Source organism: Pseudomonas sp. NPDC098740 (assembly GCF_044760065.1).
Lineage (GTDB): Bacteria > Pseudomonadota > Gammaproteobacteria > Pseudomonadales > Pseudomonadaceae > Aquipseudomonas > Aquipseudomonas rossensis.
The window spans coordinates 65,465-90,516 of the sequence record NZ_JBIWAM010000001.1 but is presented as its reverse complement, the minus strand read 5'-3'; the positions used below and the strand labels follow the sequence as shown (position 1 = coordinate 90,516).

23 protein-coding genes and 2 pseudogenes are annotated in these 25,052 nt (G+C 57.9%); 11 read left to right on the top strand and 14 right to left on the bottom strand.

From position 1 onward, the window contains the following. The first annotated feature begins 124 nt into the window (after positions 1-124). A complete protein-coding gene (gene cls / locus ACIQU2_RS00400) occupies positions 125-1,420 on the top strand; it encodes a cardiolipin synthase (RefSeq protein ID WP_347805670.1) in 1,296 nt (431 codons plus the stop codon). Between the two features lie 298 nt (positions 1,421-1,718). Here the strand turns inward: cls and ACIQU2_RS00395 are convergent. Both ACIQU2_RS00395 and ACIQU2_RS00390 read right to left on the bottom strand, forming a co-directional pair. Beyond that, positions 1,719-1,874: pseudogene (locus tag ACIQU2_RS00395) on the bottom strand (cysteine hydrolase); the annotation flags it as partial. A 212-nt stretch (positions 1,875-2,086) separates the two neighbouring features. Beyond that, entirely contained in the window at positions 2,087-2,446 is a 360-nt protein-coding gene (locus ACIQU2_RS00390) for a DUF6124 family protein (RefSeq protein WP_403137611.1), read from the bottom strand. 702 nt (positions 2,447-3,148) lie between these two features. Here ACIQU2_RS00390 and ACIQU2_RS00385 point away from each other — a divergent pair. The 4 genes and pseudogenes from ACIQU2_RS00385 (at position 3,149) to ACIQU2_RS00370 (ending at position 5,589) form a co-directional block, all read left to right on the top strand. Beyond that, positions 3,149-4,283 (top strand): annotated as a pseudogene (locus ACIQU2_RS00385) (polymorphic toxin type 44 domain-containing protein). Further along, on the top strand, positions 4,270-4,662 hold the full coding sequence (locus ACIQU2_RS00380; protein WP_129436842.1) for a hypothetical protein: 393 nt from the start codon (positions 4,270-4,272) through the stop codon (positions 4,660-4,662). The pseudogene ACIQU2_RS00385 and the gene ACIQU2_RS00380 overlap by 14 nt, the downstream one beginning before the upstream one ends. Before the next feature lie 27 nt (positions 4,663-4,689). After that, positions 4,690-5,037 (top strand): DUF6572 domain-containing protein, encoded by a 348-nt coding sequence (locus ACIQU2_RS00375; protein WP_403137609.1) that lies wholly within the window; start codon positions 4,690-4,692, stop codon positions 5,035-5,037. A gap of 75 nt (positions 5,038-5,112) precedes the next feature. Then, positions 5,113-5,589, top strand: a complete 477-nt coding sequence (locus tag ACIQU2_RS00370) for a hypothetical protein (RefSeq protein WP_403137608.1) — start codon at positions 5,113-5,115, stop codon at positions 5,587-5,589. A gap of 168 nt (positions 5,590-5,757) precedes the next feature. On the opposite strand, the gene ACIQU2_RS00365 is transcribed toward ACIQU2_RS00370, so the two are convergent. Further along, positions 5,758-6,753 (bottom strand): GlxA family transcriptional regulator, encoded by a 996-nt coding sequence (locus ACIQU2_RS00365; protein WP_403137605.1) that lies wholly within the window; start codon positions 6,751-6,753, stop codon positions 5,758-5,760. A 159-nt stretch (positions 6,754-6,912) separates the two neighbouring features. Between ACIQU2_RS00365 and ACIQU2_RS00360 the strand changes: the two genes are divergently transcribed. From ACIQU2_RS00360 to ACIQU2_RS00350, 3 genes are all read left to right on the top strand, one after another. Continuing rightward, a complete protein-coding gene (locus tag ACIQU2_RS00360; RefSeq protein WP_403137603.1) occupies positions 6,913-7,821 on the top strand; it encodes an MBL fold metallo-hydrolase in 909 nt (302 codons plus the stop codon). Between the two features lie 1,012 nt (positions 7,822-8,833). After that, positions 8,834-9,175, top strand: a complete 342-nt coding sequence (locus ACIQU2_RS00355) for a hypothetical protein (protein ID WP_403137601.1) — start codon at positions 8,834-8,836, stop codon at positions 9,173-9,175. A gap of 218 nt (positions 9,176-9,393) precedes the next feature. Next, positions 9,394-10,254: a phosphotransferase gene (locus tag ACIQU2_RS00350; RefSeq protein ID WP_403137599.1), complete on the top strand. Its 861-nt coding sequence runs from the start codon at positions 9,394-9,396 to the stop codon at positions 10,252-10,254. Positions 10,255-10,269: 15 nt separating this feature from the next. Here ACIQU2_RS00350 and ACIQU2_RS00345 read toward each other — a convergent pair whose 3' ends face one another. The 6 genes from ACIQU2_RS00345 to ACIQU2_RS00320 form a co-directional block, all read right to left on the bottom strand. Then, positions 10,270-10,728, bottom strand: a complete 459-nt coding sequence (locus ACIQU2_RS00345) for a GNAT family N-acetyltransferase (protein ID WP_403137596.1) — start codon at positions 10,726-10,728, stop codon at positions 10,270-10,272. 145 nt (positions 10,729-10,873) lie between these two features. After that, positions 10,874-12,277 carry a purine-cytosine permease family protein gene (locus tag ACIQU2_RS00340; RefSeq protein WP_403137593.1) on the bottom strand — a complete coding sequence of 468 codons (1,404 nt, stop codon included), beginning with the start codon at positions 12,275-12,277 and terminating at the stop codon, positions 10,874-10,876. Positions 12,278-12,327: 50 nt separating this feature from the next. After that, positions 12,328-13,068: a TorF family putative porin gene (locus ACIQU2_RS00335; RefSeq protein ID WP_403137590.1), complete on the bottom strand. Its 741-nt coding sequence runs from the start codon at positions 13,066-13,068 to the stop codon at positions 12,328-12,330. 110 nt (positions 13,069-13,178) lie between these two features. Then, positions 13,179-14,921, bottom strand: a complete 1,743-nt coding sequence (locus ACIQU2_RS00330) for an amidohydrolase (protein ID WP_403137586.1) — start codon at positions 14,919-14,921, stop codon at positions 13,179-13,181. An 18-nt stretch (positions 14,922-14,939) separates the two neighbouring features. Then, complete coding sequence (locus tag ACIQU2_RS00325) at positions 14,940-16,808, bottom strand: amidohydrolase (protein ID WP_403137583.1); 1,869 nt, start codon at positions 16,806-16,808, stop codon at positions 14,940-14,942. Positions 16,809-17,123: 315 nt separating this feature from the next. Next, positions 17,124-18,146 carry a helix-turn-helix transcriptional regulator gene (locus ACIQU2_RS00320; RefSeq protein ID WP_347806540.1) on the bottom strand — a complete coding sequence of 341 codons (1,023 nt, stop codon included), beginning with the start codon at positions 18,144-18,146 and terminating at the stop codon, positions 17,124-17,126. A 308-nt stretch (positions 18,147-18,454) separates the two neighbouring features. Between ACIQU2_RS00320 and ACIQU2_RS00315 the strand changes: the two genes are divergently transcribed. Together ACIQU2_RS00315 and ACIQU2_RS00310 are read left to right on the top strand one after the other, a co-directional pair. Next, a complete protein-coding gene (locus ACIQU2_RS00315; protein ID WP_403137580.1) occupies positions 18,455-18,754 on the top strand; it encodes a hypothetical protein in 300 nt (99 codons plus the stop codon). 177 nt (positions 18,755-18,931) lie between these two features. After that, entirely contained in the window at positions 18,932-19,642 is a 711-nt protein-coding gene (locus ACIQU2_RS00310) for a class I SAM-dependent methyltransferase (RefSeq protein WP_403137578.1), read from the top strand. On the opposite strand, the gene ACIQU2_RS00305 is transcribed toward ACIQU2_RS00310, so the two are convergent. The 5 genes from ACIQU2_RS00305 to ACIQU2_RS00285 form a co-directional block, all read right to left on the bottom strand. Next, entirely contained in the window at positions 19,611-20,189 is a 579-nt protein-coding gene (locus ACIQU2_RS00305; protein WP_403137576.1) for a DUF4157 domain-containing protein, read from the bottom strand. The two genes, ACIQU2_RS00310 and ACIQU2_RS00305, sit on opposite strands and share 32 nt — an antisense overlap. Positions 20,190-20,271: 82 nt before the next feature. Next, positions 20,272-20,601 (bottom strand): DHCW motif cupin fold protein, encoded by a 330-nt coding sequence (locus ACIQU2_RS00300; protein ID WP_403137574.1) that lies wholly within the window; start codon positions 20,599-20,601, stop codon positions 20,272-20,274. Positions 20,602-20,781: 180 nt separating this feature from the next. Beyond that, positions 20,782-21,930: an L-threonine dehydrogenase gene (gene yiaY, locus ACIQU2_RS00295; protein ID WP_403137573.1), complete on the bottom strand. Its 1,149-nt coding sequence runs from the start codon at positions 21,928-21,930 to the stop codon at positions 20,782-20,784. 279 nt (positions 21,931-22,209) lie between these two features. Then, entirely contained in the window at positions 22,210-22,956 is a 747-nt protein-coding gene (locus ACIQU2_RS00290) for a tetratricopeptide repeat protein (protein WP_403137570.1), read from the bottom strand. A 156-nt stretch (positions 22,957-23,112) separates the two neighbouring features. Beyond that, positions 23,113-23,838, bottom strand: a complete 726-nt coding sequence (locus ACIQU2_RS00285) for an AraC family transcriptional regulator (RefSeq protein ID WP_403137568.1) — start codon at positions 23,836-23,838, stop codon at positions 23,113-23,115. A gap of 199 nt (positions 23,839-24,037) precedes the next feature. Here ACIQU2_RS00285 and ACIQU2_RS00280 point away from each other — a divergent pair, with 199 nt between their 5' ends. Further along, positions 24,038-24,991, top strand: coding sequence for a diiron oxygenase (locus ACIQU2_RS00280; RefSeq protein ID WP_403137565.1), 954 nt, complete (start codon positions 24,038-24,040; stop codon positions 24,989-24,991). The last annotated feature ends 61 nt before the right edge of the window (positions 24,992-25,052 follow it).

The window sequence follows — 25,052 nt, the reverse complement described above, 5'->3', positions numbered from 1 at the left end:
AAGAGGGGGCCTAATGAATCTTCTAACCAGATGTAAGGGTGCATGTATTGCTCTGGTGCTATGCGTGGCTGTGCTCCTGACATTTGTGATTGGCTCCAGTGCTTTGCCGAGGATAGTGCCCGACATGGCTCGCGCTCCCTCTGCGCCAGTGCAACTCGACGGGATAAACGGACCTCTGTCAGCCGAGCGCAGCAAAGCCATTCTCGACCGACTTAAGTCCACCGGCGCAGAGACCGACATCTTCGATGTGCACCTCGCAATCGAAGAATCCATCTCCGGTAGCCCGCTAACGGAAGGAAACAAGGTCGACTTGCTGCAGGACGGTCCCACCACTTACCAGTCGATGATCAAAGCCATTGAAGCTGCGCGCGACCACATCAACATGGAGACCTACATCCTCGACGATGATGAAGTCGGTCAGCGTTTCGCCGCCGCACTGATCGCTCAGCAACACAAAGGCGTACAGGTCAATCTGATCCGTGACAGCGTCGGAACCCTTGGAACACCCTCAGCGTTTTTCTCTCGATTGACCGATGCGGGTATCAAAGTGCTGGAGTACAACCCCATCAATCCGGTGACGGCCAAAGTGGGCTGGGACGTGAACCAGCGCGACCACCGAAAGCTGCTGATAGTGGACGGCCGTATTGCCTTTCTCGGCGGGATCAACATCAGCAGCGTCTATTCGGGGGGCTCGTTCAGCACTCACTCGAAGACTCGCCCAACGGGTGATTTGCCCTGGCGCGATACCGACTTGCGCATCGAGGGGCCCGTGGTTGCGGACCTGCAGAAGCTGTTCATCGGAACCTGGACTGCCCAGAAAGGTGAACCACTCGCGGCTCGCGACTACTTTCCGCCACTGGAGCGCAAAGGCACCGAAGTGATTCGCGCCATCGGCAGCTCGCCCGATGAGCCGTTCAGCCAGATCTATGCGACGTTGATTTCGGCGCTGCAAAGCGCGCAGACCGAGATATGGCTGACTAACGCCTACTTTGTACCCGATCCGCAGTTACTCGCGGCACTCAAGGAGGCGGCAGCACGTGGCGTCGACGTCAAGCTGGTGCTGCCCAGCAGCACCGATTCGTGGCTGGTGTTCCATGCCGGACGCGCCTACTACAGCGAGCTGCTGGAGGCCAACGTCAAGCTTTACGAACGCCGTGGCGCGCTACTCCACGTCAAGACTGCCGTCATCGATGGCGTGTGGTCGACTGTCGGCTCCACCAACCTCGACTGGCGCAGCTTCCTGCACAACGATGAAGTCAACGTCGTTGTGCTGGGCACCGAATTTGCAAAAAAGATGCAGGCGGCATTCATGGCTGATCTGGCCAAGTCGAACGAAATCAAGCTGGAAAAGTGGCAGCGCCGCTCGTTCGCAGTAAGAGCCAAGGAGCAGATGGGACGACTCTGGGAATACTGGCTGTAAGTCGAGTGGCGCGTCGCGAATGAGGAACGGAGCTATGTGTGTTGCGCAATGGAATTGCGAGTAAAGGTGCACTACCTTGTATTGGTAACACCCTCGCGTCGCCATCCAATTCAGGTTGAGAGGTGGAATTCATGAACAACATCATCTACATCGTCGGGGTAATTGTGATTGTCGTGGTTATCCTGTCGTTTCTCGGGTTTGCATAGAGTCGAAGACCGTCTCGCATTGGCAAGGCTGCACCCCGTATCGCGAGGCACAGCCTGGTCGCGCCTGACCTATTTGGCCTTTAGAAACTCCACAGGTTCGCCGCCATGCCCGCCAATATGATTTGCGACACACCGTACTTGCGCAGCTGCAGCGCCAGGTCATTGGTTTCCGGGCCGTAAACCTTGTGCGGTGAAGCAATGATGGTTTTGCCGTCGAAGATGTAGGGCTTGTACTCGGGCATGAAGTTGCCGCAATACCTGTGGGAGCGAGCTTGCTCGCGATGAACGATGACGCGGCATCCCAGACCTGACACAAAACCCAATCACCGGCCAGCAGCGGCAACAAACACCGAGAACCTGTGGCGAAGGACCTTGCTCCCGCAGGGCTGCGCAGCGGCCCCCAAAAGGGAACAACTGCCCAGCCCAACGTCAGTTACCCACTCACCCCAGCAGACCGCACTTACGCAGGTGGTTCAATTTTATCCAGCAATCGGTTTGCCGTGATTTCAGCCACCATGACGCTGTTGGAAATGCCCAACAGGGAATAGCGCGAACAACCCTCCAAGAGGTCCACCAACTCGTGGACCATCACATCAATCGCGGCCAGGGTTTCGACCAGAAAAACCGCCAGGGTTTCGGTCGTGGCCTCTGGGTCCACGTAAAACAGGGTGCTGCGTGTTCGCGGGGTGGCTTTGATGTCGGCAATTGACGGGAAGTGGTAATTGAGAGCCCGCTCGGCGGCTTCGTTGAGTTTTTTTGAATCGGGTTCGTACGGGGAAACCGGATCGGTGTCCGGTGGGTTGGGTGTGACCTTGAACATGGTAAATCCTCGTTTACTGGTGGAGCTGCCACGTTCGTTTCCAAGCGAAGGGGTGGCAGCTGTACGCAGGTTGGAAAACCAGGGTAAACGAGCCCGGCAGACCTATAAGGTCTCCCGCGCACAGCCGCCATAACGGAATGCACATAGTGCGAAAAAGTACGTTATGAAGAGGTGCCTTCGTGTCGTTTACCCGTCGAGTTTCCAAGCCCGACCGCTGAATTATCAGCGACACGGAAACGATAGAACCAAGGCTCACGTCACACAAGCCGGCGGATTCTGGCGCAGCCGTAGGCAACGGCGCAAGGTTTTGTAGCTTTCAGGACGTAACCTTGATGGCGCTTAAACAAACACCCTGTGGAGATGTTTAATAATCTGATGCACGCTTCTTGCGCGAGGTGAAACCTTGAGAAAATCGTGGACGCATCCGACATTTTTAAGGTTGAGCGTCGCAGGTGTGGTGGGTAGCGCGAACTCTTGAATCAGTCTGATTCCGGCCAAAAGGAGTCAGTCGGATGTGTCTACGAAACTAGGGGCGATTCACCACGACCCGGTATCGTTTATAGAAAGCAACTGACACGGAACACGGAAGGTTTTCAGCAAGACTTTTGGGATTTGTCTTGCAGCCATTGTTTGAGCTTCCCGATAAAGTCAGACTACCCCAGCCCCAAGCTGGAACTCCTCGCAACGACTCAAGGACGATACATGATTTCTTCTGCACGACTGGGTGACAAGCATGTCTGCCCTTTGCCCGGCCATGGCACCACCCCGATTGCCTCCGCCAGTGGCGACGTAAATATCAACTTTATGGGCTCCGCACGTGTTGGCGATACATGTGGTTGTGGCGCCGTAATCACCACAGGGTTTCCATCGATTCAAGTGAATGGCCGTCCTATGGCCCACCTTGGCAGTCCTACCAGCCATGGCGGCCATCATCACCGGGTCAGGCGATGTAGGTGGCGGGTTTGTCATGGGCGATGCTGGCGGTGCAACCATCATCAACTTCATGGCACTGGGAGCTTTCCGCCCAGATGGCACCGTGGACGATGAAAAGATGGCGACCTTGCTCGCTGATCCAAATTTGAAAGAGAAGGCTCTGGCGGCGAATGCCTTGGTAGATCCGCAAGCCAGCACCGAAAAACCCGAAGCGAAGACAGAGCCGGAAGCACCTACTACGTGCAAAGACCCTGACATGATGGAGCAACTGGCCGATTACATCGCCGATGAGATGAACCGCAATATCAAAGACCCAGCAGTCTTGGAAATGAAAGAACTAAACAGCTTCGATCCTGAGGCGGAAACCAAGAAATTTATGGAGCTTCCGCTCTACCTGCGCCTAGGGCAAGACCCCCAGTTTTACAACATGGCACTTGGAAAAAAGGCGATGGCTTTCGCCATCTGGACGAAACAGGTGGGTCAGGGTCAGGATTGGGATCACAAGCCCAAATTGGCCAAACTGTTTGGTGCACCTTGGCACAAACAAGGGGCGTATGACTTCTACTACGACATCTGGTCGAACATCCATTATGGGTATGTCGGCTTAGCCGGTGGACTCTCTGACAGCGTGCAATTGGACGGCGCTGGAGTTGAGCAAATAGGCTCAGACAGTTGGCGCTTCCTCAAAGACCCTAAGAGGTTTGATGGCCCACGAAGGACGGAAGGCGTCGAAGGGATGCGAGCATGGGACGATGCTCCTGATAGGGTGTCGATCATCCTCGGAATGGAACTCTACAAGGAGTATCCGAACGGCGGTGTCACTGCATAAATCATCATGGACAAGGTGTTGGCAGTGCCAATTGCTGACTGGGGTACAGGGGTTCAAAAACATGCCTGCAAGTGAAAAGCGACCACGACATATTGGGCGGTGGATAGGGCTGTTTCTCATTGGTGCTGTGGTGTGCTGGTACGTAGCTATACCGCGAGTTGTCGTTTTCTACTCAAAAGACGGCACCAAGAAAATTAGTTACGTCCTGAACACACAGCACACCATCGTTCGCGGTGAACTGCTGCCCGGAAAGACCACGGGTGATGTAGGACATATCTTTCCTGACGATGAGTTCTTCATGCGTCTCGACTGGTGGAATGCGAAGGGCCTGAACCGTTGCGTCAGCATTACGCCCCAATGGCCGACAACGGAAATTCATATTGACCGTAACGGCGAGATTGACACCAGTGAAGGCAGTGGCACTGATGGAGAGCGATTGAAAGTTTGTAAGTAGGATTTAGCCAAGCCATAGGGGGCATAAATGTCCATAACAAATCCACGTGTGATCGATTTCTGGGCAATTCCCAAGCGAGAGCTAGTGCTCGTTATCACTGACCACCTTGAATGGGGTGGTAAAGCTGAACAAGGCGAACACTTGCTCTTGCTGCAAGAGAAAATCAACACATACATCGCCTTCATCGAAAGCGATGAGATTTACACCGAAATTCCCGGTGCACTGGGTAAACATCCCATCATTCGTGTTCTTGGCCTGTATGAGTTACCAGAGCAAGCAGAGCTCTTCATTGGCCGTGTCACAGAGACTCTAGAAGAAGTGGGCATCGGTTTTGAATTCGAGCTTAAAGCGGACGAAGCAATACGTAATATGTGATCACGCCAATGTCACTGTCTGAACGTTTTCGGCTTCGCAGAGATTCAAGGAACAGCAAGCGAATTGGGAGATGAAATGGAGCTTCGTACTGAGTTAACGCCGCCTGCACTTGATGAATCCATGGTTGTTCGACTAACGAAACTCGCTGAAGAAATTGATTGCGGACATCCTGAGCAGACGCTGAGCCAGTTGTCGGAATTCAACCGAGAGGCGATGACAGAGCTTGGGTTCATCGACTTTCAGGGTATTTATGGCGGCCAAGGCCATGAGACTTGGGTTCGCAAGATCTTAGCAGCACCGTTTGAGCGGCCCGTAGCAGATGTAACGAGGGGTGAACTTATAGAGCTGGCTCGAAGGGTAATGGAGAGCGATGGGGCTGAACAAGACATCGATTTTTGGCTGAACATGCTGGCAATCAATATACCCAGTGAACGCATCTCCGATTTGATTTTCTGGCCAGACGAATACTTCAACGATGTCAGTTACTCGCAGAGATTATCGCCAGAGCAGGTGATAGAAATCGCGTTGAATGACAGAGATGTTTTGCTATAGCTGAATCGGCCCTGGTTTTGTAGTCGCTGGGTGACTGCTCTTGGCCGATTACTGCCTGTTGCGACCGGCTGAAAACGACCCACAAGAGACATACGTCTTTCGCCAAAGCGGCCATACCCATCCATAGATGACACTGATGGCTGACTGTTCACAGGCATGGATGGGCGGTCAATACTCTCTTGTGATTGAGGCGTCCAAAGAGCCTTGTTGGCCTTCACAGAAGAGCCGCCTGTATGCAGAGGGTGACGTGTGCAGCTGGCTTGCAAAGTGTTGACGCAGTGACAGCGCGGTGCCAAAGCCTACCTCGCTCGCAACGCGCTCAATCGACAAATCCGTGGTTTCCAGTAACTGCTGTGCCCTCGCAATACGCTCGGCAGCCAGCCACCTGACGAAGGTGGTGCCCGTAGCCTCACGAAACCGTCGGGTGAAGGTTCTCCGGCTCATGCGCGCTATGTCGGCCAATACATCCAGCGACAGCGGCTCCGACAAATGCTCGCGTGCCCACTCCAGCACGCCGGGTAAACGGTTCTCGCTGGGCAGTGCAGGCACCGGCTGCTCTATGTATTGCGCTTGTCCGCCCTGGCGGTGCGGTGGTGTCACCAGCAGCCTCGCCACGCGGTTGGCAACGTCAGCGCCATGGCGCTGACGCACAAGGTTCAAGCAGCAGTCAATCGCCGCAACCGTCCCTGCAGACGTAATGACGTTGGCGTCGTCCACATACAGCACGTCAGGGAGAAAGTTCGCCAGCGGAAAGCGCTTGGCGAAGAGGTCGCGGCAGGCCCAATGGGTCGTCGCGCGCCGCCCGTCCAATAAGCCTGCATCACCCAGCACGAAGGCGCCCAGGCACAGGCCGACCACCTGGGCACCGCGAGCGTGGGCTTTGCGCAGGGCGTTCGACAGGACAGCGGGGGCAACGTTTTCGGGATGGTTCCAAGCAGGAACGATGACAAGGTCGGCATCCTCCATGGCGTCGAGGCCGCCAGGCACCTCAATCTCCATGCCTTGGTCGCAACGAACACGGCCAGGCGTCGGCGCGCAGTACCGCACTTCGTACGGAGGCAGTCCGCTGGGTGCCGGCGCCACGCCGAACACGATGCCAGGCACCGAGAGGTGAAAGAGGCTGACACCTTCGAAAGCAAGCACTGCGACACGGACGGGCTGCATGGAGTCTCCAGAAATAAGTGAAAAAAAATGGCCCAATTATATCTGTAATTGTCATTTGGGCCAATGGTGCAAAATTCTGCCGATCCGCAAAATTGACCCCAACGCACAAACGAAACCTCCATTGCGCGCAATCAGCAAATTATTGAAAAGGAAAACCCCATGAAAGTCTTGAACCCTTTGCGCAGCGGCATTGTCCTGAGTGGCATCGCTATGCTCCTCGCCTGCGGCACCGCCTACTCCAGCACCAGCGACCCGGCAGCGTCCACGTCTGTGGCGAACGCAGTCCAAGTCCAGCAAATTCGCAACGCTACCGTCAAGATCGACTTCTCTGGCACCACGTTTCTGGTCGATCCCATGCTCTCAGCCAAGAGTGAGTTCCCAGGCTTTCCAGGCACCTACCGCAGTGAATTGCGCAACCCATTGGTAGACCTGCCTTTCTCGGTTGATGAGGTGTTGAACAGCGTCGAAGCCGTCGTGGTGACCCACACCCACACGGACCACTGGGATGAAGCTGCGCAAAAGCAGATTCCCAAGAACATGCCTGTGTTTGTGCAAAACGAAGTCGATGCCAAAACAATTCGGGGTCAAGGCTTTAAGGATGTGCGTGTCCTCAAGGGCACAACCACGTTCAACGGCGTGAAGCTGAGCAAGACCGGCGGCCAGCACGGCAGTGATTTGTGGTTTGCAGACCCTGAACGTGCTGAAGCGATGGGCCCCGTCATGGGCGTCGTGTTTTCTGCTCCCAAAGCCAAAACGGTCTATGTCGCCGGCGACACCGTATGGCGCCCGGAAGTGGATCAAGCATTGAAGCAGCACAAGCCAGACGTGGTGATCCTGAACACGGGCAGCGCTCTCATGAGCGGTTTTGAGGAGCATCCCATCATCATGGGCAAGCAAGACACACTGCAGGCCACCAAGGCAGCGCCCAATGCGGCCATCGTTGCCGTACACATGGATGTCGTGAACCACATGTCGCTCAGCCGTAAGGAATTACGCGCTTTTGTGCAAGAAAACAAAATTCAGGATCGGGTGATGATTCCTGAGGATGGTGAGTCCATGAAGTTCTGATGAAACAAGGCTGCCTAAAAATTTAGGCAGCCTCTCAGACTCTACAAATGACTTCATCGACCAAACACCTCAAGACTGCTTGCATTGCCTTCTACGGCATGACCACTTCCCTCCGTTCATTGCTCTGTCTCGGGGTTCTGCATAAGTTTTAAAAGTGACGAGAAACCGACGGCCCAAAAGTCTGCTTTTGGCGATGCTGGAGGTCAGGTCAGAAGGTCCGGTTGTGGCCGACTCGTGCCCTCCATCACGGCCCGCTTCGGGTCAACAGCCGTCCATTGTAACCAGCAGTAATCGGCCAGTTTCCACCACTGAAACCAATGGCTCACCCCGTTAGCTATAGCTCAGACCAAGACCAGACCCGAAGGCTTTACACAGTCGTCTTAGAAGGCACAAGCAACGGTACACTGCGTGTCGCGGGTCACGGTTGAGCAAAGAACACGACGTAAATGCTTTATAAAGCCAGCCTGCCGCATTGCGCAGCACTGGCTCCCCTCATCATCACTTCCCATCTCATCTCGCTCATCAAAACCATCACACCCGCCGCGAATCTCGCCTGGCACTCCCACCCAAACCCTTTAAACCCGATTAAAAACCCCAAGCCACTTTCAAGCCCACGCTCTGCACATTCCTCCAGTGCAGCGCTCAACCATGAAACCCCTCCACATCTTCAAACCCGGCACCCACACCGCCATGTGTGGCACCAGCTTCAACTTCACCGAATCCGACCTAACCGCCACCGTCGCAGCCTACAACCCATCGCTCCACGAAGCCCCCATGGTCATCGGCCATCCCCAGCACGGCGCCCCGGCCGCCGGCTGGGTCAAATCCCTATCCGCCACCGCCCAAGGCCTGATCGCCGAACCCCAACAAGTCGACCTTCGCCGAACAAGTCGCCAAAGGCAGCTACAAAAAAATCTCCGCCTCCTTCTACCACCCAGACGCCGCCAACAACCCCGTGCCCGGCGTCTACTACCTACGCCACGTCGGATTTCTCGGCGCGCAACCACCATCGGTGAAAGGCCTACGCCCCATAGAACTCGCCGACGACGAGCAAGGCGTCATCGAATTCAGCGACCACGGCCACTACCTCAGCGCCGACCTCTGGCGCCGCTTCCGCGAATGGCTCATCGGCCAATTCAACAAAGACACCGCCGACCAGGTCGCCCCGTCGTGGGCCATCGACAGCCTCGCCGACACCGCCCGCCAACCAGAACAGCCCATGGCCACATTCACCCAACCCAAAGACCTAGGCGACTTGCTGCTGGTCGAAGTCAGCCCCGGCTGGACCCGCTCCAAGGCCACGCTCCGGCACCGACTGCCCGTTGGGTCAGGTGCTGGCCAAAGTCGCCGGTAAATACCGCCTCAACCACCCACACGGTGCCGTCCTGTTGGCCTACGGCAAGTCAACCTTTGGCGTATCGGAAAGCACCGATGCGACGTACGTGCAGCCAACCCAGAGGTAAAAAATCAACTCTGTGAGTAAGGGTATGCAGAGTCCTGCCGATAACGACAAAGCGTCGCGCTCGATTGTCGGCGTTTTATGGACCGCAAAGCATTTAGCAGGGACTTTACATGCGTCACCTCAGACACCTTACTTCCCCTCTGAATCAGCAAAAGATTGCTGACGTCACCTTCCATTTCGATCCGTCTGATCAGAACGAACTGGTGACGGTGCTTCAGCGTTTTTTTGCCGAGCCGGATCAACATGCGTTGCTGGATATTCCCGAGGAAACCCGCAGCGTGTTCCTGCTCGAAGGTGAGCGCAAATGGGTGTTGAAACACAACCGCCTGACCCACTGGAAAAAGCAGCTGCAGAACTTCCTGGGCCTCAAGCGTGTGTTCGGGCTGCATGACCTGACCAACGAATTCATCAATCTGTCCGTTGTGTCCGCCAAGTCGGAATCATCGCCCAGAGTGGCTGCATTCGGCCATGTCGGACGGTTTCCGTTTCTCAAGGAAGAATATTTGCTGGTCAGTTTTTTCGACAACCATTGCAGCGTCGATGAACGACTCATCGCCCAACCCGAGCAGGCGCAAACGCTGCTGTTGGACATTTTCCAACTGTTTGGGCAGACACTGGTCGAGGGGTTTGTGCACATGGACCCGCACCCCAAGAACATCCTGATTGGCCCCGATGGCAGGCTGCGCCTGATCGATTTCGAATGCTGTGCGCATTCGGTGCTGGATCACGACTTCAGCCTGGGTTTTCTACTGGGTTACTTCTATCGCTTCTGGTTCAACACGTTCATATCGGTTGAACACTATAACGAGTGCTGTGAACGCTACCTGAAGCATCAGCACCCAGCATTGAACCGTGAAGTTTTCCAGGCGGTGTATGAGCGCTTTCGAGACCGTGGTGTTTCCCGGAGCACGCGTTACCGCATCCTCACCTGCCCCAAGGCCCAAGCTGCATTCCTGCACGAGTTGAGGTAACCGGCAGCGGTTGGCTCAGCGTTGCTTCAAGTCGAGGCAGTAAGTGTAGTAACCCGTGTCGCGCACATAACCCAGGGATTCGTACAACCGTTGCGCGCCGACATTGTCCGTGGCCGTTTCCAGCAACAGGCCTTTGGCACCGGTCAACAATGCAAAGGCTCGCGCGGTGTTCATCAGCAACGTGCCCACCCCTTGCCCTCGGGCGGCGGGGGTTGTGAAGAGGTCGCCAAGCAGCCAGGTGCGGTGCGCGTCGATGGAGGAGAACGTCGGGAACAACTGGACGAAACCCAGCGCCTCGCCGCTGGGGGCCTGGGCGAAGAAAATCGCGGATTCGTCCCGGGCAATGCGCTCGGCAATGAAGTTGCGAGACTGCGGCAGGTTCGACGGCTGGCCGTAGAAGCCTCGATAAGCGTCGAAGAGGCTGGCGATTTTATCGAGGTGGGATGCGTCGGCGCGCAGGGCCTGGATGTCCATGTTGATCGTCTCCTTGCGGATTGATTGGATGAGCGGAAAAAGGGAAATGTAGATCAAAAGATCGCAGCCTGCGGCAGCTCCTACAAGGGATACAGGGGCTGCCGCAGGTTGCGATCTTTTTGGGCTCACCCATCTTTAAGGTCTTTCAGCTCCGCTCAGGGGCCAGCGCCGGCATTGATGTCCTGGCCAGCCCGTAATAAAGAATCCCCGGCACCACCAGACCAACGATCCAGGAAATATCGACACCGCCGAGCTGCGCGACCATCGGCCCGGAGTAGAAGTGCGTATCGACGAAGGGCAACTGGATCAATACACCGATGACATACACGCTGATCCCGCGCATGTTCCAGCGACCATAACGGCCCGCCGGGTCGGACAACGCAGGGATGTCATAGCGCTCTTTGTTGATGAAGTAGTAATCCACCAGATTGATCGCGCTCCACGGTGTGAAGAAGGTCAGCAAAAACAGGATGAAGTACTTGAAGGTGTTGAGAAACGAGTACTGCCCCAGCAGCGCGAGCGTAGTGGATGCCGCGACAATCACCAACACAAACACCATCCGCTGCCGGGCGGAAATCTCCAGACGACTGCGCAAACCACTGATGATGGTGGCCACGCACATGAAGCTGCCATAAGCGTTAAGCGTGGACACCGTGACCTTGCCGAACACCACGCTCAGGTAAAGCAGGGACGCCATCACACCGGTACTGCCCAACCCGACGATGGTCGCCACCTCGTGACCGCGGAAGTTCGCACCGGCCAACGCTGCTGCAAACACCCCCAGCACCATGGACGCCTGGGCGCCCAGCACCGTTCCAAGCCCGACGGCAGCGAACGTCTTCCACGAAGAGGTTTTGCTCGGCAGGTAGCGTGAGTAGTCAGCCACATAAGGGCCAAAGGCGATCTGCCAGGACGCGGACAACGACACCGCCAGCAGGAAAGTACTCCAGCCGAAGTGACGGTTTTCCAGCAACAGGCCGATATCGTTGAGGGTCATCAACCGGGTAAACAGATAGACGAAGGCGATGATGCCCAGCACGCTGGCCACCCGGCCGACCAGGTGGATGACCCGGTAACCGAAGATCGTCAGAAACGCGATGCAGGAGGCGAAAATCAGGATGCCCGCGCTGTCGCTGACATGGATCAACTGAGCAATCGCCTGCCCCGACAACACGGCGCCGGTGGCGCTGAAACCGAGGTACATCAGGCACACCAGCACAATCGGGATGGCCGCCCCATAGACCCCGAACTGCACACGACTGGAGATCATCTGCGGCAGCCCAAGCTTCGGTCCTTGCGCCGCGTGCAGGGCAACCACTGCGCCGCCGAGCACCTGGCCGATCAGCAAGCCGATAAGCGACCAGAACACATCGCCGCCCAGCACCACGGCCAGGGCGCCGGTGACGATCGCCGTGATCTGCAGGTTGGCGCCGAGCCACAGGGTGAACTGGCTGTAGAGGCTGCCATGCCGCTCGGCCTCGGGGATGTAATCGATCGAACGTGTCTCGATCAGGGGACTTCGCTGCTGACTATCGCTGACCTTGGTCATTACGGTGTTTTCCTTTGAGGCGCTTGTTTTTAGGGTGTGGGCTCGAACGCTTAGAACGCCTTGCTGGCACTGGCAACCACAGTGGCCGTGCACAGATCACCATAGCCGTACCAGCTCGTGCATTCGCTTTTCGACAGGTCGGTATCAATGTAGCTAAGGCCCCAGGTCACGCCCACGAAGTCACGGGTCAACTTGGCTTCCCACTCGCTGTAGGCATCACGACTTTCACCGCTGGCGGACCAGAAAGCCGGGTCTTTGACATCGTTGCGACCCACGCGCAGGTCCAGGCCGATTTCGGCCGGCAATTCGATTTTGTAGCTGAGGTAGGTGTAAAGGGTGTCCTGGTCCTCGCCAAAGAAGTTCGGCGTATCGTTTGAGTAGTTAGCGCCGAGCTTCACGCCATAAACGTCAAGGACGGCGTAGACCTCACTCAGGTTGAATTGGCCCTCTTTTGGATAGTCGTACTTGATGTACCCCAGATCGAGGCTGATGGCCTCGGTCGCCTGCCAGTAGTAGCCCGCGTAATACTCGAGTTCCTGCCGCGTCTTGAACTCGCCGCCGAAATCGACATTCGAGGTCCAGGCGCCAACGTACAGGCCGCTGCTGTGCACCAGCGTGGCGCCGGCCTGAGCCGCCGGATCACCCAGGGTTTGCGAAATGCCACGGGTGCGGTAGTCGCTGAAAACACCCAGGGTCATGTCCAGGCTGAAGTCATCGTTGAGTGTCAGTGCCTGGGTGGTCAGGGGTGCCAATACAAGAGTGGCAAGGGTCAATACTGAGCGTGCGTTCATACAAGTCTCTTATTGTTATGGAGGTGCGGGTTATTTCAGCCATGGCGATGCCGAGCCCCTCGTCATACGAGGAGCCAGGCGTCTTTTGCGCGGTGCGGGTGAAGGGAGGGTCAGGACGCGGGCGCGTACACCTCTTTGCCGGCGAAGAAGGTCTTCAGGACCTTGGTGTCGAACAGTTCGTCGTCGCTGACCTTGAAGACATCGCGGTCGAGGATGATCAAATCGGCCTGTTTGCCGGGCGTCAGCGAACCAATCTGCTGCTCCAGGCGCAGGGCCTTGGCGGCATTGAGCGTGTAGGCGTAGAACATGGTCTGGCGATCGATGCTTTCCTTAACATTCAACACGCCCAATGGCCCTTTGCGCGTGCTGGCCTGAGCGATGGCGTTCCATGGATTGGGGCTGGATACCGGCCAGTCACTGCCACCGGCGATGACCGCGCCGGCGTTATGCAGGGACTTGGCGGGATACTGATAACCGTAGGCAAACGCGCTGATATAGGGTTTGACGAGCTCGACGGTGTAACTCTCGCCGGTGGCCCACAGCAATTGCATGGAAGCGATCACGCCAAGTTGCTTGAAGCGCGGAAACTCTTTCGGGTTGACCAGTTGCAGGTGGCTGATGCTATGAGCCACCTGTGTCGGGTTGAGTTTGCGCGCGTAGGCAAAACCATTGAGTGATTCACGCACCGCACGGTCGCCGACCGCATGCATGTGCACAATCCAGTCGCGCTTCTCCGCTGCCACGACCAACTCACCGAAGTGCGCGGGGTCGATCAGCAGTTGACCGTTTTTATGGCTGTTCTTGAAGGGAACGATGACCGCTGCGGTCTGCCCCGGAAACTCGAGAACGCCGTCAGCGAATACCTTGATACCAGGAAAACTCAGGTTGGGCACACCCTCGAATTTTTTCATGACCTTGGCCAGCACTTCCAGGTCGGCCGGTCGGCTTTTCGGGTTGGCCAACAGCAGCGCGGCGACGTGCGCATTGAGCTCGCCCTTCTCTGCCAGTTCGCGGTAAAGCGGCAGCACGCCGTAACTCTGCTCGGTTGCCTTGAAATCGAACAACGAATCGCCACTGCCGGCATTCGCCGCCGCGTCCATCCAGGCGGTGACGCCGTATTGATTATTGACCTTCACCGCCTCGCGGGCGGCTTTCAACATGACCTCGTCGCTGGGCGCGGGGATCTGGCTGCGCACCTGGTCCCAGCGCGACTCGGCAAAATAGCCATTGGGAATGAAATCCGCATCGTGACCCACAAAGCTGCGGTCCTGTTCCGAGAGTCCTTTTACCAATGTCGCGTCGATCTTCAGGCGCTTGAGCATGGCGTTATTGGCCCAGCCGGTGTGCCCGTCGATCCCGCTGAGGACCACCGGTTGATCCGCCCAGCGTCCCTGATTGAAGCGCTGGCCCAGCTCACGGCTCTTGTCCCAATAGGCCGAACTGACCCCGGCGATGCTGATCACGTCACCGGCACGCGCAATGCCCGCCTGATCCTGTTCGATAATCCACTGTTCAAGCTCCGGCAACGGCTTGACTTCATCCAGCAGGTTGGCCCCCATGCTGTCGAAGGCCGCAACCACCGGGTGACTGTGGGTATCAATCATTCCCGGCATCAGCACCTTGCCCGCCAGATCGATCCGTTGCGTGCGGGTGTCGGCCAGGGCGTTGATCTCGGCATTACTGCCCACTTTGAGAATCTTGTCGTCTTGCACGGCCACGGCCTGGACCAGCCCCTGACCGGGTTCGGCGGTGAAGACCTTGCCGTTGAACAACACAAGGTCAGCGGCGGCCATGGCTTGCACCGAAGAAAAGACCAGGGCTGCGGCTAACAGGTTTGGAATAAATCGCTGCATCGGAACACTCTCTTGTTTTTATTGGGCTGGGCGGGCGGCTGATGCCTGGGACAACGCCTTCGGATCAAGGCCAACGAACGGCGCCTTGGCCCACACGACCTGGCCGCCCACTACCGTCAGCAGCACGTTATTTCGAGCCAATTCCTCCTCGGGGACCTGCATGAAGTTCTTGTCCAGTACGATCAGGTCCGCGAACTTGCCGACCTCGACCGAACCGACGACAGCGTCCAGTTTCAGCTGCTCCGCAGCGTTCATGGTGATGGTGCGCAACACTTCAGTGCGCGACAGCGCCGGGTCGGCATTCAGCCTCCCCGCATACTTGGGGCCGTAGCTGTGCGGGTTCAGCGGATCACCTGAGCGGGTGACACCGATTTTCAGCGCCAGGAACTCGTCGAGCGGGTCGACGGGCCAGTCGCTGCCATACGCCACGCGGCCGCCGGCACGAGCGATGCTGCCGGAGGGCTCCATGCGGGCAAATCGCGCAGCCCCCAGATGCTCGTTGGTACCCTCGACCGTAGAGGGCGCCTGCTGGGCCCACTGGAAGGACATGTTGGCGGTCACGTCGAGCGCCTTGAAACGCGCATAGTCGGCAGGGTCCACCGACTCGTTGTGAGTAATGGCCGGGCGGAAGCCATTGCCAGGCAGTTGCTGGCGCACGTATTCGATACCGTTCAGTGAGTCACGCACCGCGCGGTCTCCGGTGGCATGAAGGTGCGGATCGAGGCCGGCCTGAACGGCCTTCAGCAGCAACGGGTTGAGCACCTTCGGCGGGAAGTAAAGCTCACCGGTGTTCTTGCCGGGTGTCCACTTCGGCGCCGTGTCGGTGCCAGCGTTGCGCAGGTACGGCGTCAACATTGCACCCGTGTCCGCCGGCGCGTTGATGATGCCGTCCATGAACAATTTGACGTGGCGCATGCTCACGCCCGGTGCAACGTTTGCTTCGCCCTGGTCGTAGGTATCAGCCAACGCCTTGGCGTCGGCGATGGTCTTCGCCGGGTCTGCCGTGGCGGCCCCAGGGTCAAGTTTGATCGCCAACAAGGCCCGGGCCGTCAGCTCACCCGATTGCTGCAGGGTGGTAAACGCTTTGCCGTTTTCCGGCCCCGACAAGGCATCGAAGAAACTGGTGATGCCTTGCTGGCGCATGGCGTCGAGCGCCGCACGGGTCTGATTGAGTTTCTCTGCGTCGGTGGCGGGCGGCACCACGGCGGCCATGGCCTCGGCGGCTCCGTCTTCGCAGATGCCGTTCGGGTTGCCGGCGCTGTCGCGCACGTACTTGCCATCACCGGGATTGGCCGTGTGCTTGTTGATGCCGGCGACCGCCAGGCCACGAGAGTTGGTCAGCACCGTATGGAAGTCGGTGGAACGGACTTGAATCGGACGGTTGGTCTTGAGCGCGTCCAGTGTCGATTTATCGGGGTCACCGTCGAGTCCGGTCATGCCAATGCGGTCCCAGCTGCCCACTTCGAGCCAGACATCGGGGCCTTTGTCCTTGTCGGCATCCAGGCACGCCTGAATGGTTTCCTGGAAAACCTTGCGGGTCATCGTCTGGTATTTCAGGTCGCACAAGGTCATGGCGCGACCGCCATCCCCCGGATGCATGTGCGCATCAACGAAGCCCGGCATCACCATGCGACCTGCCAGATCGATCAGCTGTGTCTGCGTGCCGATGTAAGAGGAAACCCCTTCATCGCTGCCGACATAAACGATCTTCCCCCCCGTGACGGCGATCGCCTGCTGCACGGAATTCTTGCCGTCGACGGTGTAGACATAGCCGTTGCGCATGACCATGTCGGCACCTGTCGAAGCGTGTGTCTGACACCCCACCAGCGCCACACAGGAAAATGCCGTTGTCGCGGCAACGGCGATAAATAGCCTGGAAAATTTCAACTGCCTCACCTCTATTTTTATAGTTTTGGAAGTGGCCCGAACGGACGGTCGCAAGCCCCTGATATGCAGGGCACACGATATAGAGCGCAGCAGAAGTACGGACCTCCACAAATGAGGAGGGGTCAGGCAAATACCGGTCAGTTGAGCAGCAACGCATACTTTGTAGCAGCTGCCGAAGGCTGCGTTCGGCTGCGCAGCAGTCGTAAACCTTGAGTGCGCGGTGAGTCTGGTGCACCGCATAGTCTGACTTCACGACTGCTGCGCAGCCGAACGCAGCCTTCGGCAGCTGCTACAAGGTATGCGTTATGGCGCTGCTTAATTACGACGTGCAGTTTCCGCAAGCGAGGTCGATGATCGCAGGACAGAACCCAGTTCCACTTTGCTCTTCACGCCGAGCTGCAAGTAGCAGTTGCGCAGATAGGTGCGCACTGTGGCCGGACTCAGTGCAAGGATCTTGGCAATTTCCTTATAGGAATGGCCGGCGGCGAACAGCATCGCAGCCGTGCGCTCCCGTGGCGCCAGCACCGCCCCGCGCGCCTGTGTTTCGAGTGACAGGATGACGTGCTCGGCGTTAGGACTCAGCGTCAACGCACAACGACCGAGGCGAATCACACACGGCGCTTTTTGCAGTTGCGCGATTACATCAACGGGAAGCATTGAACCACTCCAGCCGGGCAACTCGCGCTGAATGGCGGCGCATAGACTTGCGCCGACGTACAGCAGACTGCCGTCCATCCGGGCGACCCCGAAGTCAGTCGCCCCGCTGCCCGTGTCGAAGCGAATCATGTCCTGCACCTGGAACCGCCACAGCTGCAGCAGATGGTCGCAGAACGCCGAAAACAACCCGTCCTCACTGTCATTGAACGCACAAGCATCACCGCCACGGTAGAGACAGACGAAGAACATCAAGCCGCTTTCGGGTAACTCGAAGGTGATGCACATCACGTGGTAGAGGTCGTGGCGCCGAGCGAACGCGTCCACTTCTTCATTAGGGTCGGTGAACCCGCTGTCGCGCACCACCTCACCGGGTCGACTCAAAGTGTCATGGGAGAATTTGTCGTCACCCGCACTCTTGTGCCATTCGACGGCAAATGACTCGGGCAGATTGATCCGCCCGTGCATCCAGCTTTGAGGGGGTGTGCTGGCGCCTGACGTCGACATCTCGCCCCACCATGCCGAAGCGAAGGGCACCAGTTGGCGGAAGGCCTGCAAGCCGTCGGCGATGAATTGGGAGGCGCCGCGATCTCGAGCAAGCCGCCCCAGGTGCAACACGCAACGATTGAACGCTGTCAGCGTGGCCATCGACGCCTTGGCGCCGACCTCATCACCCTCCTCCATTATTTTTATCCTGTTTACTACATGGCGTATTTTTTCGACGATGCCATAGGCGCGGTTATGGCGTCCAGCGAGCGGTGTTGTTGCGGGAGAATTCTGGACTGGTAGCTTTTGGCAATAGCTGCCGGAAGGCCACGCTGTGCGCAAACGGATCGCCGCTCGCTGTCGTACGGTTTACTCCGGCTGTCAGCAAGAATGACCCAAATGCGCTAATTCCGCTAAACAGACCCAGGGGCAGGCACAACACCGTCTAATCTGAATGAAGCACGACCACAAACATGCCTCTAACCTCTTGATACAGGGGAAATGGGATGACCGGAAAAACAGCACGCCAATGCTCGTCATGGGTCCTGCCCTCCCTGCTCGCCATCAACCTGGCGCTGGCAGCGGGATGTGCAGGCAAAGCTGCGACAGCTCGCTACTCAGCCTCAAGCATAGGCGGCAGCTGCTATGCAAAAGCGCTACCCACTGCCGGCGAGGGCGGCCTGGCGTGGGGCTCCACCTTGAACATGGCTCGCAAAAAATCCCTGGATAATTGCATACGCTATGCCGGCCGATCCGGTGGCACGCCCAATACCTGCAAAGTGGTGTTGGCGGAGTGCAAAAATTAATAGAGCTTCAAGCCCCCTTGATGAGCGGAGTGAAAGGCTGGTAGGGCTATCGCGACACAAGACCACTTCAACACGCGTGTGGAAACCTGGATGTCGAGCACGACACCTGGTAAAGCGTCTGCGACCCACCCGCACTTGTCCTATCCTTCCATCCACCCCACAACGCTGGACATCGAAATGCCTGCCCCCGAATCCACCCTCCTCGAAAGCTGGCACCACAACGCCCAATCCTGGATCGAAGCCATCCGCACCGGCGCCATCGACAGCCGCCTCAAGGTCACCGACCAGGCGATCCTGCTGGCGGTGCTGGGCCGCCAGCCCGAGCGCGTGCTCGACCTGGGCTGCGGCGAGGGCTGGCTGTTGCGCGCGCTGGCTGAACGGGGCATCGAGGCGGTCGGTGTGGATGGCGATGCGACGCTGCTCGAGGCTGCGCAGGCGGCGGGCTCTTCGCCGGTGCATCTGGCGAGCTATGAAGAGTTGGTGGAAGCAAAGGTGGACATCGGCCGCGACTACGACCTGATCTGCGCCAACTTCGCCCTGCTGCACCAGGACATCATCCCTCTGCTCGCCGCCATGAACGCCCTGCTCGCCCCTGGCGGCGCGCTGGTGATTCAGACGCTGCATCCGTGGACCGCGGCGGCGGGCGACTATCAGGATGGCTGGCGGGAAGAGACCTTCACTGGGTTCAAGGGGCAATGGCAACCCATGCCGTGGTATTTCCGCTCCTTGTCCAGTTGGCTCAATGCACTGGACATGGCCGGTTTTCAGCTGGCCGCCCTGCAGGAGCCGCAGCACCCGCAAAGTCCTGTGCCGCAGTCATTGCTGTTGGTGGCCGAGCAACGGGGTTCGCTACTCGTCAGTAATTCCCTTCCCGCACCAACCGCCTGACCTCAGCCTGTATGGCATAAGCCGGCGCCTCCACAGCATTGAAATCCTGTGTATACCGCTGGGCAAATCCTTCTACCCCCCACTCCTGATATTGCTGCACATGCTTTAATTCGTGAGCCCAGAGCGCGACGTCCTGTTCTGCGGTTTGAGCGTCCCGGAAGAGGATGATGTCGATCAGCGTCACGGCACCGACATCGGGATTTTGCAGCATGGCAGTGGCGGCGCCGAATTGGCCGTTGTCGCTCACTTTGTAGCGCGCGGCGTCGAGGACGCTGGGGTCGTACCAGCGCAGCAGTTGTTCCCGGATGTGCGGCGGAATGGGTTGGATGCCGGCGCTGGCCGCATCAGCGCGGGCTTGGGTCAGCCACAGCGCCAGGGCCGGTGCCGCGATCTGGTAGATGCCATCAGGCACCAGGCCTGGCAGGCAGATGCAGCCGTCCAGGCACACTTGTGTCTCGCCAGCTGGGCAGGCGTTGGTCTGGGCTGGCACTTCAAGAGCCAGGCAAAGAACAAACAGCGCCACGAGAGGCATGATGATGGACGGCATTGGGCGCTCCAGGGACGGACGCAGCGCGAACAGTGGGTCCCGATTGATCGACGATCCGCATGGCTTTAGCGTAGTCCCAGAGCTAATCCACGACGAACAACTTGGCACCGGTGGTGCTGAAAGATCGATGCCCCTCTGCGTTGCTGCCCACCTGATAGCTCATCCCGGCGGTGAGCGTGAACTGACGACCATCCTCCAGCTCCGTGTGCAACTCGCCTTCCAGGCACAACAGGATATGACCTCTCCAGCACCAGTGATCGGCCAGATATCCGGGACTGTATTCAACCATCCGTACACGCGTCGAACCAAACTGGCAGGTTCGCCAAAAGGCGGTACCCGTCTGTCCAACATACTGTACAGGTTCGACAGTCGACCAATCGGTCGTACCAAACGGAACAGCCGTTAGATCCATCGTTGCCTCATCAATGAAGGAGTGTCTGTGGACCGTACCCATCCAGTACTACTTTCGATAGACACAGATGCCCCGCATTTATGAGATACAGGCTCGAGTAACCCGTGAAGAACCAAAAAAAAGCCCCGCACTTCAACCGAAGGCGGGGCTTTTGATCTGGCTGGCGTCACTTCACATCGGTTACATCGCGGTATGGAAAATCTGCTCGATCTCGTCCTGATTGGCAGGACGCGGATTGGTAAAGCCGCAGGCATCCTTCATGGCATTGGTTGCCAGGATCGGGATATCGTCCGCCTTGGCGCCCAGTTCGGCGAGGCCGCTCGGAATTCCGACATCCGAAGACAGTTTACGGATAGCGGTGATGGCCGCGGCGGCGCCTTCTTCCGCATCCAGATACTGGGTGTCGACACCCATTGCGTTGGCGATGTCTTTAAACCGGGCCGGGCATACGCTGGCGTTGAAGCTGGCGACATGGGGCAGCAGGATCGCATTACAGACGCCGTGGGGCAGGTCGTAGAACCCACCCAGTTGGTGCGCCATGGCGTGGACATAGCCCAGCGAAGCATTGTTGAAGGCCATGCCGGCAAGAAATTGCGCGTAGGCCATATTTTCCCGGGCAGTCATGTCGTCACCCTGGGCAACGGCAGTGCGCAGGTTGGCCGAGATCAATTCCACGGCCTTGAGTGCACAGGCATCGGTGATCGGCGTTGCCGCAGTCGACACGTAGGCTTCGATAGCATGGGTCAGCGCGTCCATGCCGGTAGCAGCGGTCAGGCCTTTGGGCATGCCTGCCATCAGCGAAGGATCGTTGACCGACAACAGTGGGGTGACGTTACGGTCCACGATGGCCATTTTCACGTGCCGGACTTCGTCGGTAATGATGCAGAAACGGGTCATTTCACTCGCCGTGCCAGCGGTGGTATTGATCGCGATCAACGGCATCTGTGGCTTGGCGGATTGATCCACGCCTTCGTAATCACTGATGTGCCCGCCGTTGGCGGCGCACAGGGCAATACCCTTGGCGCAGTCATGGGGTGAACCGCCGCCCAGGGAAATAATGAAATCACAGTCGCTGCGACCCAGCAGCTCGAGGCCTTTCTCGACATTGCTGACCGTCGGATTCGGTTTGGCGCCATCAAACAGGGTGGAGTTGATGTCCTGCAGGGCCAGAAGGCTGGCTACCTTGGCGGCCACGCCGGCTTTGGCCAGGCCTGCATCAGTGACGATCAAGGCTTTACGGAAACCATATTTGCGGATTGCGAGCATCGCTTCGTCGAGACTGCCAATGCCCATCATGTTCACGGATGGAATGAAGAAGGTGCTGCTCATGATAAATCCTCTTTTATTCTGGAAACCCGGAAATCAGGTGAGGTCTTCTAGTCATATCGCAGGCTGTGAGGCGGGGCTGACTGTCATCATTGACGGAGTTCAGCGGGAGACGTGCTGCATCAAGTGTTCAGGCGAACAGTGTTTTAAGATGCAGAGGTGGATGGGCCATCGCAGCCGGTATCTTTTGATCATGGGATTGAGCCTAACCCTATGACGCCAGACTGGAATGGTCCTTTAGCTTTCATTGGCACCTCCTTTAGTACTGGGAGGTAATGCCCCTCAACCGCGCACCAGGTAGGCTCCTGATGGAACCCGATCTCGCAGCTTCTTGCATTTGCCGGGTTTGGGCTGATGCCCGGGCGGGCGATCAGGAAACCAGATTCGGCATTTACCCGGAGGCGGCCAATGGCCGCGGGGAATCGCAACCTCATCGTACGCGGGCTCTGGCTCGATGGAAGCCACAGGCAATTCTCCTTCGGGCCGTAGCCTGCCAGCCGTCGGCGAGTCCGATACCCTCTCTGCCTTTGCGCTAGTGAAGTTGCCAGCGTCGGCTTGTTCAGCAGCGGCCATTTCTGCTTCGCGACGCCTTTTGGCCTCCTCTTCGAGCCCCTTCTGTACTGCGACCAGGCCCTCTTTGGCGTTGGGTGAGGTACTCGAAGCCTTGGCCTGCTGCGCCGCCTGGATCAATTGGAAGTTGCGGTTGCGTAACTCGACGTTGCGACCAACCCGCATGTTCGAGCGCGCCGCCAACGTTTCTGCCTGCTGGTACTGCCCCTGCTGAAGACGCAACACACCGAGATAATGCAGCGTCGCGGGATTGTTCGGCTGGATATGCAGGGCACGCTCCAGCGTGGCAGCGGCTTGGTCCAACTGGCCATTTTCATACTGCCGCGACGCAGTTTCGATTAGCGTGGTTGATGCGCTGTTACTTTGCGAGGGCGCCTTTCGCTCGGCAGCAACCGAGCAAAGCGACGCGACGGCGCAGAACGCCAGGATGAGACTCGGTAGAAAACTCTTGGTTGGCATCAGGGGGAGGACTCGACTGATCTCGGACGGCACTGCCGTAAAACAGGCCACCAGCGCTGCTCGGCATCTCCGATACAGGGCCCCTATTGACCTGGCCAGTACCCTGAAGTTCCCGCTGCAACGGGCACTGCGGATGGCGTGGAATCCGCAGCCTTCTCATGCTGATTGTCTGCGCCAGGTGCCGGGTGATGTGCCGAACTGGCGTTTGAATGCGCGACTGAACGCAGCTTCGGATTCGTAGCCAACTGCAAAGCCGATTTGCGCCACATTACCGCGACCTTCGCGCAGGTGTTGAGCCGCCACGTGCATACGCCAGAGCGTCAGGTATTGCATCGGTGGCTGTCCGACCAATGCCGTGAATCGCTCCGCGAATACCGAACGCGACATGCCCACTTCAAGCGCCAGGGCTTCTGCCGTCCAGCCCTCGGTTGGACGAGCATGGAGCAGCGCCAATGCACGCCCGATATGCGGATCTCGCAAACCCGCCAGCCACCCGCGCCGTTCAGCCGGGAGGCTCGCGACATACTGGCTGACGGCTTCGACGAACAGCAATTCGGATAGCTTGGCGATCTGAATAACTTCGCGCGCCGACATGGGCGCAATGCTTAGATCACTGCCAAAAGTATGAACGTCATTGCGAGGAAGCAGAATAAGTTCGCCTGCCCGTACGTCGAGGGTGGCGCCATCGTCGATTCGTAGTTGCATGTGCCCCGCCGCGACAAAATGCGACGCAATGATATGTCGAGGTGCCGCCAGGAACGGTTTGCAATCGTCTGCAGAGATTCTTCCACTGATGCACCAGGGCGCAGTGAACTCCGCCTCGAGGAAGCCCCCTCCAGACAGCCGAATCACACGCAATACATCAGATAGCACATCCAACAATTGCCAGCCCTCCTTTCCGGAGTCCAGAGCACGTAATCAGGCGCACTGGTCATTCACCGCCTGAACTGCGAGGCCCAGATTAGCACCAACGCGGACACAGTGATCGAGACGATCCCCAGACGCTTCACCGATGGTCATTGACTCCCGCGTTAACCGTAATTGGCCCATTCCAACTCGACCACGGAAGCCGGAGATCAATATGAATACCGCAGCTACCCTACCCCGCTCAGATTCCGGCAACGCCGCCCGTTATGCTCAAATCGTCAGCTCATCGAAGAAAGCGGAATGGCAGATCGATCGCGATTTGCTACAGGACCGCAGCTTGGACTTCTCGCGCAATTTCTTGCCCGACGGACTATCGCGGATCAACCGCCTGACCTTTCTCGCCGCGGACGAGGCGCGCCTGCTTAGCCAGATTCAGGGCCGAACCTATACGTATATCTTTGGCCTGGTCGAGCGTTTTATCAGTGCCAAAATGCTCGATCAAGGTGGGGCCCATGTATTTGACGATCAGCTCGCACTAGAAGCGCTGGTGCGCTTTTCCAACGACGAGATCAAGCATCAGGAGCTGTTCCGGCGCATTGAGACGATGATGGGTACGCAATTGCCAGCGGGATATCGTCCAGTTGCCGATCCAAACGATGTGGCGCGCGCGGTACTGGCGGCCAGCACCTGGTCGGTGCTGGCGCTGACCTGTCATATCGAGCTGTTTGTTCAGACGCACTACGTGCGAAGCATCGCCCCGCGCGAGGAGTTGTGCCCACTCTTCAAGGATGTCTTCAAATTTCACTGGCAGGATGAAAGCCGGCACGTCGTACTCGATGAACTGGAGTGGGAGGCGGAGCACGCGAAACTCTCCCCGGCCGCCCGCGACCAGGCAGTGAACGATCTGATTGCGCTGGTGGCGGCGGTCGACGCAATCCTGCAGGCACAATCGGCATCCGATGCCGACTACTTTATTCGAAATGCTTCACGATCGTTCAGTGTCGATGAGACAGCGCAAATCAAAGCCTCCGTGCTGAGCGCCTACCGCTGGCAATACATTATCTCGGGCGTGCAGCATCCACACTTTGGCCGGCTGCTTACGTGCATGACAACGCCAGCACAGATGTCCAGGGTTCAGACCGCACTGGCACCCATCATGAGCCATTGATCGACAGGCCGCGGCCGACCACGCATCGGCCGCGCGGCTGTGGAATGACGTGCTGAAAAAG

Bases quoted from the DNA above. Each gene is read 5' to 3' on its own strand.
- ACIQU2_RS00280 (WP_403137565.1), top strand. From the start codon at position 24,038: ATGAATACCGCAGCTACCCTACCCCGCTCAGATTCCGGCAACGCCGCC.
- cls (WP_347805670.1), top strand. From the start codon at position 125: ATGGCTCGCGCTCCCTCTGCGCCAGTGCAACTCGACGGGATAAACGGA.
- ACIQU2_RS00300 (WP_403137574.1), bottom strand. From the start codon at position 20,601: ATGGATCTAACGGCTGTTCCGTTTGGTACGACCGATTGGTCGACTGTC.
- ACIQU2_RS00375 (WP_403137609.1), top strand. From the start codon at position 4,690: ATGTCCATAACAAATCCACGTGTGATCGATTTCTGGGCAATTCCCAAG.
- ACIQU2_RS00380 (WP_129436842.1), top strand. From the start codon at position 4,270: ATGCCTGCAAGTGAAAAGCGACCACGACATATTGGGCGGTGGATAGGG.
- ACIQU2_RS00390 (WP_403137611.1), bottom strand. From the start codon at position 2,446: ATGTTCAAGGTCACACCCAACCCACCGGACACCGATCCGGTTTCCCCG.
- ACIQU2_RS00320 (WP_347806540.1), bottom strand. From the start codon at position 18,146: ATGGAGGAGGGTGATGAGGTCGGCGCCAAGGCGTCGATGGCCACGCTG.
- ACIQU2_RS00360 (WP_403137603.1), top strand. From the start codon at position 6,913: ATGAAAGTCTTGAACCCTTTGCGCAGCGGCATTGTCCTGAGTGGCATC.
- ACIQU2_RS00335 (WP_403137590.1), bottom strand. From the start codon at position 13,068: ATGAACGCACGCTCAGTATTGACCCTTGCCACTCTTGTATTGGCACCC.
- ACIQU2_RS00315 (WP_403137580.1), top strand. From the start codon at position 18,455: ATGACCGGAAAAACAGCACGCCAATGCTCGTCATGGGTCCTGCCCTCC.
- ACIQU2_RS00350 (WP_403137599.1), top strand. From the start codon at position 9,394: ATGCGTCACCTCAGACACCTTACTTCCCCTCTGAATCAGCAAAAGATT.
- ACIQU2_RS00365 (WP_403137605.1), bottom strand. From the start codon at position 6,753: ATGCAGCCCGTCCGTGTCGCAGTGCTTGCTTTCGAAGGTGTCAGCCTC.
- ACIQU2_RS00305 (WP_403137576.1), bottom strand. From the start codon at position 20,189: ATGCCGTCCATCATCATGCCTCTCGTGGCGCTGTTTGTTCTTTGCCTG.
- ACIQU2_RS00290 (WP_403137570.1), bottom strand. From the start codon at position 22,956: ATGCCAACCAAGAGTTTTCTACCGAGTCTCATCCTGGCGTTCTGCGCC.
- yiaY (WP_403137573.1), bottom strand. From the start codon at position 21,930: ATGAGCAGCACCTTCTTCATTCCATCCGTGAACATGATGGGCATTGGC.
- ACIQU2_RS00340 (WP_403137593.1), bottom strand. From the start codon at position 12,277: ATGACCAAGGTCAGCGATAGTCAGCAGCGAAGTCCCCTGATCGAGACA.
- ACIQU2_RS00345 (WP_403137596.1), bottom strand. From the start codon at position 10,728: ATGGACATCCAGGCCCTGCGCGCCGACGCATCCCACCTCGATAAAATC.
- ACIQU2_RS00310 (WP_403137578.1), top strand. From the start codon at position 18,932: ATGCCTGCCCCCGAATCCACCCTCCTCGAAAGCTGGCACCACAACGCC.
- ACIQU2_RS00330 (WP_403137586.1), bottom strand. From the start codon at position 14,921: ATGCAGCGATTTATTCCAAACCTGTTAGCCGCAGCCCTGGTCTTTTCT.
- ACIQU2_RS00370 (WP_403137608.1), top strand. From the start codon at position 5,113: ATGGAGCTTCGTACTGAGTTAACGCCGCCTGCACTTGATGAATCCATG.